We start from the raw sequence: 13,240 nt of genomic DNA, 5'->3' as shown, positions 1-13,240 counted from the left end.
CCGCAAGAAGACGGAGGCCGTCTGAAAACCGGTTTTCAGACGGCCTCACAAGGCTATTTTCCGCGCATCAGTTCAAAGAAATCGTCGTTGTTTTTGGAGGCTTTGAGCTTGCCGACCAAAAACTCTGTGGCTTCGATTTCGTCCATAGGATGCAGGAATTTGCGCAGCAGCCACATGCGTTGGAGCTGGTCGTTCGGCACAAGCAGTTCTTCGCGGCGGGTGCCGGATTTGTTGATGCTGATGGCGGGGAACAGGCGTTTTTCGGCCATGCGGCGGTCGAGGTGCAATTCCATATTGCCCGTGCCCTTAAATTCTTCGTAAATCACGTCGTCCATTCGGCTGCCGGTTTCCACCAGCGCGGTGGCAATGATGGTGAGCGAGCCGCCCTCTTCAATATTGCGCGCCGCACCGAAAAAGCGTTTGGGACGGTGCAGCGCGTGGGCATCTACGCCGCCGGTGAGGATTTTGCCCGAAGTGGGCACCACGGTGTTGTAGGCGCGGGCAAGGCGGGTGATGGAATCGAGCAGGATAATCACGTCTTTTTTGTGTTCGACCATGCGCTTGGCTTTTTCAATCACCATTTCGGCCACCTGCACATGGCGCGTAGCCGGTTCGTCAAAAGTAGAGGCCACCACTTCACCGCGCACGGAACGGCTCATTTCGGTAACTTCTTCGGGACGCTCGTCAATCAGCAATACAATCAGCTCGGCTTCGGGGTAATTGGTGGTAATCGCGTGGGCGATGTTTTGCAGCATCACGGTTTTGCCCGATTTGGGCGGGGCAACCAAAAGTGCTCGTTGGCCGCGTCCGATGGGGGAAACGAGGTCGATGGCGCGGCTGGTGATGTTTTCTTCCGACTTGATGTCGCGCTCGAGCTTGAGCTGCTTGTTGGGAAACAGTGGCGTGAGGTTTTCAAACAGGATTTTGTGGCGGCAGACTTCGGGGTCGTCGCCGTTGATGCTGTTCAGATAAACCAGTGCGAAATAGCGTTCGTCGTTTTTCGGTACGCGTACGGTACCTTCGATGGTGTCGCCGGTATGGAGGTTGAAGCGGCGGATTTGGTTGGGGGAAACGTAAATGTCGTCGGGGCCGGCCAGATAAGATGTGTCGGCGCTGCGCAAAAAGCCGAAGCCGTCGGGCAGGATTTCCAGCGTGCCGGAGCAGTTGAAGTTTTGGCCCTGCAACATAAGCTGGCGGACGATGGCGAAGACAAGGTCTTGTTTGCGCAGGCGGTTGGCGTTTTCGATGCCGAGTTCTTCGGCTTGGGCGAGCAGCTTGGAGATGTGCTGGGTTTGTAGTTCGGAGACGTGCATAGGGATTGTGTTGATTGGGTTTTGATTTGAAGGGAGTGGCGGCTTTGGAGGCCGTCTGAAAAAGCGTATCGGGTAGTTGCCGTTCGTTTGGAAAATATAAGCGGGAAGAAAGGAAAACTGCCGGAACGGCAAGTTGTTATGAGCAAATCTTTATGAAGAAAAGACAAGCCGCTGCGGCTTGTCTTTGCCAAAAATTCTGGCGGAAAGGAAGGGATTCGAACCCTCGATACGCTATTCACGTATACACGCTTTCCAGGCGTGCGACTTCAACCACTCATCCACCTTTCCGTGAAGCTGCGCATTATACGGATAACGGCTGCGGCCGGCAACCGCTATTTTCACAATGTTTTCAGACGGCCTTTTGCGTTCCGTCGAGCAGCTTGCGCCAGCGTGCGGTTTGGAAACGTACTTGCTCTGGGGCGGTGCCGCCCAAGTGGTTGCGTGCGCGCAGGCTGCCTTCCGGCGTAAGCACTTCGTAAACATCGTCTGCAATCAGGCTGCTGAACTCCTGCAATACCTGCAAAGGCAGCGCACTCAAATCCACACCCGCTTCGTCGGCACGGCGTACGGCACGGGCGACAACTTCGTGGCTGTCGCGGAAGGGCATGCCTTTTTTTACCAGATAGTCGGCCAGGTCGGTGGCGGTGGCGAAGCCCTGCATGACGGCGTTGCGCATATTTTCGGGTTTGACCGTTACGCCGCGCATCATATCGGCGTAAATCCGCAGTGTGTCGATTAGTGTGTCGGCTGTGTCGAAGAGCGGTTCTTTGTCTTCCTGATTGTCTTTGTTGTAGGCCAGAGGCTGGGATTTCATTAGTGTAATCAGTCCGATAAGATGGCCGATGACGCGGCCGGATTTGCCGCGTACCAGCTCGGGTACGTCGGGATTTTTCTTTTGCGGCATGATGGACGAGCCGGTGCAGAAGCGGTCGGCAATGTCGATAAAGCCGAAACGCGGACTCATCCACAAAATCAGTTCTTCGGAAAGACGGCTCAGATGAATCATGACCAGCGATGCGGCGGCGGTGAACTCGACGGCGAAATCGCGGTCGGATACGGCATCGAGCGAGTTTTGGCAGATTTCCTCGAAGCCCAAAAGTTCGGCCGTGGTTTCTCGCCGGATCGGGTAGGTCGTACCCGCCAACGCGGCCGCGCCCAAGGGCATACGGTTGACGCGCTTCCGGCAGTCGGCCATGCGCTCGTAATCGCGGCCGAGCATTTCGACGTAGGCAAGCATGTGGTGGCCGAAGCTGACGGGCTGGGCGACTTGCAGATGGGTAAAGCCGGGCATCACGGTTTCGGCGTGCTGCTCCGCCAGATCCAGCAAGGCTGTTTGAAGGTTTTGAATCAGGCTTTGGATGACGCTGATTTGGTCGCGCAGCCACAAGCGGATGTCGGTGGCAACTTGGTCGTTGCGGCTGCGGCCGGTGTGCAGCCGTTTGCCCGCGTCGCCGATTTTGCCGGTGAGGCGGTGTTCGATGTTCATGTGTACGTCTTCCAGATCGAGCGACCATTGCAGACGGCCTGCTTCTATCTCCTCGGAAATTTCCGCCATGCCCCGGCGTATCGCGGCCAGATCTTCTTCGGACAACACGCCCGCCTGTTGCAGCATCTGCGCATGTGCCAGCGAGCCTTGGATGTCCCATTGCGCCAGACGTTTGTCGAATTCAATCGAGCCGGTGTATTTTTTAACCAGTTCGGATACGGGTTCGTTGAATCTTCCCGACCATGTTTTCGTGCTATTCATATATAATCCGCAGGTTTTGTTAAGCTGTCATAAAAAATGGGCATTATACGTCAAATAAACGCATGGTTTGCAGTTCCCGATATGCGCAACCTCGGTACTGCGGTGCGCATCTTATTGTTTGCGGCGGCGGCCGTCTGCCTGCTGCCGCTGGTTTCGGAGAGGGATGCGCCTTATTGGAGCCGCTTGCTTGCGGAGGCGAAATGGATTGTGCCGGTCGTGGTGCTCAACGGTGTGAGCGGATATTTTACCGATCGTTTTCTCGTGCGCCATCCGCAGGGTGTGGCCATCAATACCGTCTCGTGCCTGGTGCAGCTTTTCATTACCGATTTTGTCGTAATTGGAGCCAGGGAGGAGTTTCCCCGCCATCTGCTGCTTTATACTTTGGGGCTGCTGTTTCTGATGTATGTCGAAGCCAACCGCCTGCGCGCGCTGTCGCCGGCGGTGTCCGAAGCAAGGCTGACCGCGCTGACTGCCCGTATCCGCCCGCATTTTCTGTTCAACAGCCTCAACGCGGCCATCAGCCTTATCCGCCTACGTCCGTATGATGCGGAAACACTGCTGGAAAACCTTGCCAACCTGTTCCGCGCCCAATTGCGCGAGGGCACGCAGTACAGCACGCTGGGGCAGGAAATCGAGTGGGCGCAGGAATATATTGCCATCGAACAAATCCGCATGGGACACAACCGCGTACAAGTGGACTGGCTGCACGAAGCACCCGACGATGCGGAAACGCCGCAGCTGATGTTGCAGCCGCTGTTGGAAAACGCCGTTTTCCACGGTGTGGAAACCACCCACCGCCCCGGCAATATCGTGGTCAAAACCGCTTTGCAGGGACACTGGCTCTACATCCGCATTGAAAATCCGTTTACGCCGCACGAGAATATGGAAAACACCCAAAAAGTACACCGCAGCAATTCTATGGCTTTGAAAAACTTGAAAGAACGCTTGGAAATCATGTACGACAAAGATGCAACGCTCGATCTTTCCGCCCTGGACGACATCGGCATCTACCGCGTCGACATCCGTATGCCGTACCGCAGCAAGGAGTAGGGGATTTTCCTGTACAACAGGCCGTCTGAAAATTGTTTTCAGACGGCCTGTCGCTTGGTTACATGCTAACGGCCTGTGTGTAGGGTGTGTGGCGCAGCCACGCACGCGGTTTGAATGTTTCAGACAGCTCCTTGCCCGAATAGTGTCAGACGCGTGCGTCGCCGGAGCGACCACACCCTACTGCGAAGCATCATGCTCGTATGCCGCTCAGACGGTACACCCTGCGGCGGGTAAAAACGGACAACAGGCCGTCTGAAAACAGTTTTCCGGTTTTCAGACGGCCTGTTGTCGTCTGCCGGCCTTTAACCGAACAGTCCGGCCACTTTCGCTGCGGTCATAACGATGCCGTAGGCCAGCGGGATGCAGACAATCAGCCAGCGCAGTTTCACGCCTATGCCGCTGTGGACGATTTCCTCTGCGGCCTGCGCGGCTTCTTCAAACGCGCTTTCTGCGGGAATTTGGTGCGGGATATGGCGGCTTTCTCCGGCATGGTGTTTTTCGCTGACGGGGCGCATCAAAAGATTGCAGACGAGGCCGATGACGAGCAGTCCGGCCATGATGTACATGGTAATGCCGTATGCCTGCGCGGGGGGGACGCCGCTGTCGATCTGGCCTTGGCGGATGTAGTTTACCAGCACGGGGCCGAGTACGGCGGCGGTGGACCAGGCCAGCAGGATGCGGCCGTGGATCGCACCGACTTCCAGCGTGCCGAACAGGTCTTTGATGTAGACGGGTATGGCGGCAAAACCGCCGCCGTACATGGAAATAATGGCGCAGAAGCCGATGATGAACAGGATTTTGCTGCCGCTTTCGCCCAAAGAGGGGACGGCAAAATAAAGCAGTGCGCCGAGGATGAAGAAGAGATTGTAGGTGGTTTTGCGCCCCAGCCGGTCGGAAACGCTGGACCAGACAAAGCGTCCGCCCATATTGAAGAGGCTGAGCAGGCCGACAAAGCCGGCCGCCGCCGCCGCGCCTACCGCCGCGTTTTCGCCGACGGATTGGGCGGAAAACAGCTCCTGTATCATAACCGAGGCCTGTCCCAGCACGCCGATGCCGGCGGTTACGTTGAGGCAGAGTATCCAAAACAGCAGGTAAAACTGCGGCGTTTTCACGGCTTGGGCGGCGGTAACGTGGTTTGCGCTGACCAGTTTGCCGGCGGGTTTCGGCACAAAACCGGCCGGTTTCCAGTCGGGAGCGGGTATGCGGATGGTAAACACGCCGAACATCATAAACAGAAAATAAAACACGCCGAGCACGAGAAAGGTTTCCGCCACGCCGACGGATACGGGGCTTTTGAAGAAGTCCATCAGGGCGACGGAAAGCGGGGAGGCAAGCATCGCGCCGCCGCCGAAGCCCATAATCGCCAGCCCGGTAGCCATGCCCGGTTTGTCGGGAAACCATTTCATCAGCGTGGAAACGGGGCCGATATAGCCCAAGCCCAAGCCGATGCCGCCGAGTACGCCGTTGCCCAGATAGAGCAGCCACAGATTGTGCTGCCACACGCCGATGGCGGCGATAATAAAGCCCAAGCCGAAGCAGATGGCGGCGGCGAACATGGCTTTGCGCGGCCCTTCGCGCTCCATCCAGGTGCCGAAGAGGGCGGCCGATGCGCCCAGTACGGCCAATGCGATGCTGAACACCCAGCCGACGGTGGCCAGCGACCAGTCGCCGGAGGCGGGTTCGGTGATGCCGAGGATGCGGGTAAGCGGGGCGTTGAAGACGGAATAGGCGTAAATCTGGCCGATGGAGAGGTGGACGGCCAGCGCGGCCGGCGGCACCAGCCAGCGGTTGAAACCGGCGGGGGCGATTGTGCGTGATTTGTCGAGGAAGGCAATCATGGTTGTTTCGTGTGTGTTGGTGGGAAGAGGCCGTCTGAAAGCAGTCTGTTCAGACGGCCTTTATTCTAATCAGTTCGGGCGCGGGACTGGATGAAATATCTTGCACTTCAAAATGATTGGATTTTGTCCGCAGGAAATTTGAGGCCGTCTGAAAATGCTTTCCGGCTTTGCCGAAGTTGCGTTTTCAGACGGCCTCAAACAGTTTCAAGCGGTTTCGGCAGCCAGCTTCAGCAGCGCGTCGCGGTTGGAGGGGGAAAAGACTTTTTCCGCCGCCTCCGCCAGAGGCAGCCAGAGATAGGCGGTGTGTTCGCTCAGGCGGACGGGGGTGTCGCGGGGGATGACGGCGGAAAACAGGTGTTCGGTGTTTTCGGTAACGCCTGCGGCATAGCGGTGCCGCCAGTGCGGGTAGATTTCGTAAACGGTGCTGAAACGGCGGTCGTGCAGGTTTTCGGGGGCGAGGACGATGCCGGTTTCTTCGGCCACTTCGCGCAGGGCGGCCTGCATTGGTGTTTCGCCCGCTTCAAGACTGCCGGTAACCGACTGCCAGTAGCCCGCTTTGTCGGCGCGCTCGAGCAAAAGCGCACAGCCTTTGCCGTCGTGCAGTACGACCAGCGCGGATATGGGGCGTTTGGGCGGCTTGGACTGCGGGTTTTCAGACGGCATTTCAGCTTTCCTCTGCGGGTTCGCCGGAACGGGTGTCGGCACGTGCTTTGCGTACGGCTTCCGAAAGGGCGGCGGTGTCGGGCGGCGGGGCGGCTTCGTTCAGAATGCGGACTTCCCGCTGCGGGTAGGGAAAAGAAATGTTTTCTTCGTTAAACCGCTGCCAGATTTCGAGACGGAGGGCGGAAAAGAGGCCGAGAAAGCCGTTTTCCGGGTCTTTCAGCCAAAAGCCCAGCCGCAGGTTGATGCCGTCGGCGGCAAAGTCGAGCAGATAGGCTTTGGGGCGGTTGGCCTCGGAGCTGTCGATGCGGCTCTGCCTGCCTGCGGCTTCGGTCATGATGGCCATTGCCCGCAGAATGTCGGAATCGTAGGATACTTGGATGTCGATGGTTTGGTGCAGGGCTTTGGCGGTGTAGGATTCGTTGACCACCATATTGGTGATGAAGGTTTCGTTCGGTATCAGGGCTTCCGTGCCCGCGCTGCTGCGCAACACGACGAAGCGGGAGGTGATTTTGGTTACATAGCCGGTAAAGCCGTTTACCGTCAGACGGTCGCCCGGACGGATGGAGCGGTCGCCCAGAATCAGGAAGCCGGAAATATAGTTGCTGGCGATTTTCTGCAAACCGAAACCGATGCCGACACCGATCGCGCCGCCGAACACCGACAATACCGTCAGATCGATGCCCACCAGCGGCAGGGCGATGAGGATGGAAAGGATAATGAGGGCAATGCGGACAATGTTGGAGAGCATAATGCGCAGGCTCAAATCCAAACGGTTGCCGGCCATGATGCGTTTTTGCGCAAACTGTGCCAGCCACATGGCAAACACCATGATGACACCGATCCATATGATGCCGGTACTCACCGTCCACAGGCTGAGTTTGGCCGAACCGACGGAAAACACCAGCGATTTCATCCATCTGATGATGATGTCGTCAATGCCCGACACCCACAGCACGAAAGCCGCCCAAAGCACGGCCGACAGGCTGCGTTCCAAGCGGTCGCTCCATGGCTTGTCGGGCAGGGCGGCGTGTACCACCGCCATCACAATCCGGATGGCCACCATCCAGTTTGCCGCCAAAAGAAGCAGCCGCAGCCAAACCGAGCGGTAGCCCGCAAAATTCCACAAGGCCAGCACCACGGCGGCGGCAAGCCACACCAGCGCGGGCCACAAAATCCGTCTGCCGATGTGCGGGAGCAGCTTGTTTTTATCGAAGTCTTTGTCGGTGCAGCGGCCGAGCAGCCATTCGGAAAACCACCATGCCGCCGCAGCCAAAGCCAGGGCAAGGCCAAGCTCCACCCAGCCGACAGGCTGACGGATGCTGCTTTCGAGCAGGTGCGAGGTAAATTCAGACGGGGCGAACAGCCCGGTCAGAAAATCGGTAACGCTGTCGGGAAAAACGGAAGAAGTTTGCAGGAGGGGCAGGGAAAATGAGGACATAAACTGCGTCGGGGCAAAGGAAAAGCGCGGATTATAGCGGAATCCGCCTGCGGCTGCGGGCGGCGTGTTTTCAGACGGCCTGATACCTGCATCCGGCATTGCCAGGCCGTCTGAAAAGACGGAATGCCCGCTTTTTATTTTCTGCCCGACAGGCAAGACGGGCAGACGGAAAGTGCCGTATGCCGGTTATGCCGTATTACGCGGTTTTGCGGAAAACAGGGATGATGAATTTTCCGGTAAAAGCGGCAGGCAAGTTAAAAGGCCGTCTGAAACGATATTGTCGTTTCAGACGGCCTTGTTTTTCAAATCAGGCCGCTGCCGGCTATGGGGCGGGACGGAATGTCCGGTTTATTCGTACACCGTACAGTTTTTATCCGTACCGTTGGCATTGGAAAAATACGGATTGGTTTCGCTGCATGACGAAGCGGTACTCTCGCAGACAGTCAGAATCATGTCTTGGTTGATGCGCAGCACGCGCGGCTCGTTTTTTTGGTCAAAAGCCACGGCTTTAATGGTAAAGCTGTCGTTTAACGCACCTTGCGCATTCCCCTGCATTTTCATGCAGAAATAGTCATTTTTCGGTATGGCCAAAGATGCCCACGTTGTCGAATTTGTTTTAAAACTGCGGTGCTGCGAATAGAACTGTTCGAGGCCGTGGGCATTGTCGAGCAGGGCGGCGGAAGCCTGTTTCAAACGGGTGTCTTTAATATACCGCTGATAGGAGGGGAGGGCGATAACGGCCAATATGGTCAGGGCAGCCAGCGCGATCATCAATTCAATCAGCGTAAAGCCTTTGCAAAAGAAATGCCGCTTCATGCCTGCCCCCTTTATCATTCTTCCGGAAATCCGGGTTTAGTATATCTCGCACTCTTTGGGCGGATTGCCGGTATCCGGAATCAGAACGGCCTTCTGTGTCGTTGCGGTTCCTGTGCAGATTGTCGTAACGCCGTCGTCGTTAAGCTGCATAAAACGGGTTTCTTTGCCGTTGGTGGAGGGTTTGGCTCTGGCAGTCAGCAAGTAATGTCCGATCTCCGGATCGGCAAGCGCACTTGTGGTGCTGGCGACATGGTTGCCCGACGAGCTGTCTGTCGGATTGTAAACGAAGAAAATATCAAAATATTCGTTATCGTTTTTCAAGTCGCGAAATCCGTCGAATGTACGGTTTATCGAATAAAAATTTTCCAAACGGCGGGCGTTCTCCAACAAATCGCCGCGTGCGTTTTCCAAGCGGGATTTGCGGATAAAAGTGTCGTAGGACGGATAGGCGATGATGGCCAAAATGGCGGTAACGGTTACGACCATCATCAATTCGATTAGTGTAAAACCTTGTTGTTTAACTGCTTTCATGATATTCCCTGTTGTAATGTACACCGTATTGCCCTATTCGGAGACAAAGACGGCAGTAGGTTATTGTGAAAAAACGGTTGCGATTATAGCGGATTTTCCGGCCTATGCGGTTGTCAATGCGGCCGATTTGGCCGTCGGAGGCGGACGGATGTTGCCGTGTTGTGTAAAAACGCCTGTTTTCGTGTAAATCAATAAATGTAAAAAACTTTTTTAATCATTTTGTTATGTTGTTTTATTTGTTGCTGTCGAACTTGGCGGCAGCACTGTCTTTACAGTAAACTCGCCGCCGTTTTGCGCATCGGGCGCGTGTTTGACGACCTTCAAAAGAAAGAACCGTAAGATGAAAAAAGCCTTCAAATGGATAATTTTGCCGCTTGTATTGGTTGCCGCCGCTTGGGCGGCTTGGTCTTTTTTACAACCCAAAAACGATGTGAGCTACCTTACCGAACCGGTAACGCGCGGCAATATCAGCCAAACCGTTTCGGCTACGGGCGAGATTTCGCCGTCGAATTTGGTGTCCGTGGGCGCACAGGCTTCGGGGCAGATTAAGAAGCTGTATGTAACGCTCGGCCAGCAGATTAAAAAAGGCGATTTGGTGGCGGAGATCAATTCCACCACGCAGGTAAACGCGCTGAACACGGAAAAATCCAAGCTGGAAACCTATCAGGCCAAGCTGGTTTCGGCGCAGATTGCTTTGGGTACCGCCGAGAAGAAATACCGGCGCGAAGCGGCTTTGTGGAAGGAGGAAGCCACTTCCAAAGAAAATCTGGAAAGCGCGCAGGATACGCTGGCCGCCGCCAAAGCCGCTGTTGCCGAGCTGAAAGCCTCGATCAGGCAAACCAAAATTTCCATCAACACAGCCGAATCGGATTTGGGCTACACGCGCATTACCGCGCCGACGGACGGTACGGTTGTATCCGTGCCGGTGGAGGAAGGCCAAACGGTCAATGCGGTGCAGTCCACGCCCACCATCATCCAGCTTGCCAATCTGCAAACCATGCTCAACAAGATGCAGATTGCCGAGGGCGACATTACCAAAGTCAAAGCGGGGCAGGATATTTCGTTTACCATTTTGTCAGAGCCGGACAACCCGATTAAGGCCAAGCTCGAAAGCGTCGATCCCGGCCTGACCACCATGTCGCTGGGCAGCTACACCAGCAGCACGGACACCACTTCCAACGCGATTTACTACTACGCCCGCGCATTTGTCCCCAACGCGGACGGCAGGCTTTCTATCGGTATGACCACGCAGAACACCATCGAAATCAGCGGCGTGAAAAATGTTTTGACCGTGCCGACGATGGCGGTGAAAAAGCAGGACGGCAAATCCTATGTCCGCGTGTTGGGCAAAGACGGCAACGTGATGCAGAAAGAAGTGAGCGTCGGCCTGAAAGACGGCACACGCACGGAAATCAAAAGCGGCGTAAACGAAGGCGAGCAGGTCATTCTTTCCGAAATGAGCGCGGCGGAGCAGGAAAGCAAAAACGAACGCGCCATGATATGGTAACGCACGATCCGGGCATCGCCGCCAACGCCAACCGCGTCATCGAAATCCGCGACGGCGAAATCATTGCCGACACGGTGAAAAACCCCGACATCCCGCCGAGCAAGGTCGAGCGCGTGAAAGAAAACGCTTCGTGGTCGTTTTATTACGACCAGTTTACGGAAGCGTTCAAAATGTCGGTGCAGGCGATTACCGCGCACAAAATGCGCTCGCTGCTCACCATGCTAGGCATCATTATCGGCATCGCCTCGGTGGTGTCGGTATGGGCGGGCCGCGCAGATAAGGCGCGGAAAGGCCGTCTGAAAACCTTTTCAGACGGCCGCGGCCTTGTATTGCGGCTTTATTTTGGAAACCGTTATGAGCTTAATCGAATGTAAAAACATCAACCGCTTCTTCGGCAGCGGCGAAAACCGCGTCCATGTTTTGAAAGACGTGAGCCTTTCCATCGAAAAAGGCGATTTTGTCGCCATCATCGGCCAGTCCGGTTCGGGCAAATCCACCCTGATGAACATCTTGGGCTGTCTCGACACCGCCACATCGGGTTCGTACCGTATCGACGGCATCGAAACCGCGAAAATGAATCCCGACGAGCTGGCCGGGCTGCGGCGCGAACGTTTCGGCTTTATTTTCCAGCGTTACAACCTATTAAGTTCGCTGACCGCCCGCGACAACGTCGCCCTGCCGGCGGTATATATGGGTGCGGCGCACAAAGAGCGTTCCGAGCGCGCCGAAAAGCTGCTACACGATCTGGGTTTGGAAAGCAAAGAAGGCAACAAGCCCAACGAGCTTTCGGGCGGACAGCAGCAGCGCGTGTCCATCGCCCGCGCCCTGATGAACGGCGGCGAAATCATCTTTGCCGACGAGCCCACCGGCGCACTCGACACCGCCAGCGGCCAAAATGTGATGGAAATCATCCACAAGCTGCACGAAGCGGGGCATACCGTGATTATGGTAACGCACGATCCGGGCATCGCCGCCAACGCCAACCGCGTCATCGAAATCCGCGACGGCGAAATCATTGCCGATACGGTGAAAAACCCCGACATCCCGCCGAGCAAGGTCGAGCGCGTGAAAGAAAACGCTTCGTGGTCGTTTTATTACGACCAGTTTACGGAAGCGTTCAAAATGTCGGTGCAGGCGATTACCGCGCACAAAATGCGCTCGCTGCTCACCATGCTGGGCATCATTATCGGCATCGCCTCGGTGGTGTCGGTAGTCGCGCTGGGCAACGGCTCGAGCCAGAAAATCCTCGAAGACATCAATTCGATGGGCACCAACACCGTCAGCATTTTTCCCGGGCGCGGTTTCGGCGACCGGCGCAGCGGGCGCATCAAAACACTCACCATTGCCGATGCGCAGGCGATTGCCAAGCAGGGCTACGTTGCCTCCGTTACCCCGCAAACCTCGTCAAACGGCACGCTCACCTACCGCAATACCGACCTCAGCTCCATGCTCTACGGCGTGGGCGACCAGTATTTCGACGTGCGCGGGCTGAAACTGGCTTCGGGCAGGCTGTTTGACGAGGACGACATCAAAGCCGACGCGCAAGTGGCGGTGGTGGACGACAATGTGCGCAGCAAACTCTTCGGCGAAGGCGTGGATCCCTTGGGCAAAACCGTCTTGTTCAACAAACGCCCGCTGACCGTAATCGGCGTGTTGAAGAAAGAAGAAAACAACTTCGGCAACTCCGACGTGCTGATGGCTTGGTCGCCCTACACCACCGTGATGCACCAGATTACCGGCGAGAGCCACGCCAGCTCGATTACCGTCAAAATCAAAGACGAAGTCAGCAGCCAGGTAGCCGAAAAAAGCCTTACCGAGCTGTTGAAAGCGCGGCACGGTACGGAAGACTTTTTCATGAACAACAGCGACAGCATCAAGCAGATGGTGGAAAAAACCACAGGCACGATGACGCTTTTGATTTCCAGCATCGCCGTAATTTCTCTGATAGTCGGCGGCATCGGCGTGATGAACATCATGCTGGTGTCGGTAACCGAACGCACCAAAGAAATCGGCGTACGCATGGCCATCGGCGCACGGCGCAGCAATATTTTGCAGCAGTTTCTCATCGAGGCCGTCTTAATCTGCCTGATCGGCGGCCTGATCGGTGTGGGCTTGTCGCTGGCTATCGGATTGCTGTTCAACCAATTTGTCAGCGATTTCCCGATGACTTTCTCCACCATGTCGATTATCGGTGCAGTGGCCTGTTCCACCATCATCGGCGTGGCCTTCGGCTTCATGCCCGCCAACCGCGCCTCGAAACTCAATCCGATAGACGCGCTGGCGCAGGATTAAATGTTTCAGACGGCCTGTTGCCGAACAGGCCGTCTGAAAAACGCA

The 13,240-nt window shown here is 56.1% G+C and carries 10 protein-coding genes, 1 tRNA gene and 1 pseudogene; 4 read left to right on the top strand and 8 right to left on the bottom strand.

Features of this window, described 5'->3' with window-relative positions; translation table 11 throughout:
* Nucleotides 1–53: 53 nt before the first annotated feature.
* The 3 genes from rho to argH all read right to left on the bottom strand — a co-directional run bounded on the left by rho (nucleotide 54) and on the right by argH (nucleotide 3,060).
* On the bottom strand, nucleotides 54–1,313 hold the full coding sequence (rho, locus tag DYE40_RS01615; RefSeq protein WP_115307439.1) for a transcription termination factor Rho: 1,260 nt from the start codon (nucleotides 1,311–1,313) through the stop codon (nucleotides 54–56).
* Between the two features lie 197 nt (nucleotides 1,314–1,510).
* A tRNA-Ser gene (locus DYE40_RS01610) sits at nucleotides 1,511–1,601 on the bottom strand.
* A 61-nt stretch (nucleotides 1,602–1,662) separates the two neighbouring features.
* Nucleotides 1,663–3,060 carry an argininosuccinate lyase gene (gene argH, locus DYE40_RS01605; protein WP_115307438.1) on the bottom strand — a complete coding sequence of 466 codons (1,398 nt, stop codon included), beginning with the start codon at nucleotides 3,058–3,060 and terminating at the stop codon, nucleotides 1,663–1,665.
* Nucleotides 3,061–3,096: 36 nt separating this feature from the next.
* On the opposite strand from argH, the gene DYE40_RS01600 reads away from it, so the two are divergent.
* Nucleotides 3,097–4,110, top strand: a complete 1,014-nt coding sequence (locus DYE40_RS01600; protein WP_115307437.1) for a sensor histidine kinase — start codon at nucleotides 3,097–3,099, stop codon at nucleotides 4,108–4,110.
* 302 nt (nucleotides 4,111–4,412) lie between these two features.
* Here the strand turns inward: DYE40_RS01600 and DYE40_RS01595 are convergent, their stop codons facing one another.
* The 5 genes from DYE40_RS01595 to DYE40_RS01575 all read right to left on the bottom strand — a co-directional run bounded on the left by DYE40_RS01595 (nucleotide 4,413) and on the right by DYE40_RS01575 (nucleotide 9,396).
* On the bottom strand, nucleotides 4,413–5,945 hold the full coding sequence (locus DYE40_RS01595) for an L-lactate MFS transporter (protein ID WP_115308238.1): 1,533 nt from the start codon (nucleotides 5,943–5,945) through the stop codon (nucleotides 4,413–4,415).
* Nucleotides 5,946–6,152: 207 nt separating this feature from the next.
* Entirely contained in the window at nucleotides 6,153–6,611 is a 459-nt protein-coding gene (gene nudB, locus DYE40_RS01590) for a dihydroneopterin triphosphate diphosphatase (RefSeq protein ID WP_115307436.1), read from the bottom strand.
* A 1-nt stretch (nucleotide 6,612) separates the two neighbouring features.
* Complete coding sequence (locus DYE40_RS01585) at nucleotides 6,613–8,049, bottom strand: mechanosensitive ion channel family protein (protein WP_115308237.1); 1,437 nt, start codon at nucleotides 8,047–8,049, stop codon at nucleotides 6,613–6,615.
* Between the two features lie 348 nt (nucleotides 8,050–8,397).
* Entirely contained in the window at nucleotides 8,398–8,865 is a 468-nt protein-coding gene (locus tag DYE40_RS01580) for a type IV pilin protein (RefSeq protein WP_115307435.1), read from the bottom strand.
* Nucleotides 8,866–8,901: 36 nt separating this feature from the next.
* The gene (locus DYE40_RS01575; RefSeq protein WP_115307434.1) at nucleotides 8,902–9,396 is read right to left on the bottom strand and encodes a type IV pilin protein; all 495 of its coding nucleotides are present in this window, start codon (nucleotides 9,394–9,396) and stop codon (nucleotides 8,902–8,904) included.
* 340 nt (nucleotides 9,397–9,736) lie between these two features.
* Here DYE40_RS01575 and DYE40_RS01570 point away from each other — a divergent pair, with 340 nt between their 5' ends.
* The 3 genes and pseudogenes from DYE40_RS01570 (at nucleotide 9,737) to DYE40_RS01560 (ending at nucleotide 13,195) form a co-directional block, all read left to right on the top strand.
* Complete coding sequence (locus DYE40_RS01570) at nucleotides 9,737–10,903, top strand: efflux RND transporter periplasmic adaptor subunit (protein ID WP_115307433.1); 1,167 nt, start codon at nucleotides 9,737–9,739, stop codon at nucleotides 10,901–10,903.
* Nucleotides 10,897–11,169: pseudogene (locus DYE40_RS01565) on the top strand (macrolide ABC transporter permease/ATP-binding protein MacB); the annotation flags it as partial. The gene DYE40_RS01570 and the pseudogene DYE40_RS01565, both read left to right, overlap by 7 nt.
* 88 nt (nucleotides 11,170–11,257) lie before the next feature.
* Nucleotides 11,258–13,195, top strand: a complete 1,938-nt coding sequence (locus DYE40_RS01560; RefSeq protein WP_115307432.1) for a MacB family efflux pump subunit — start codon at nucleotides 11,258–11,260, stop codon at nucleotides 13,193–13,195.
* Nucleotides 13,196–13,240 lie beyond the last annotated feature (45 nt).

This window comes from Kingella potus, assembly GCF_900451175.1.
Lineage (GTDB): Bacteria > Pseudomonadota > Gammaproteobacteria > Burkholderiales > Neisseriaceae > Neisseria > Neisseria potus.
This window is presented reverse-complemented; position numbering and strand designations above follow the sequence as displayed.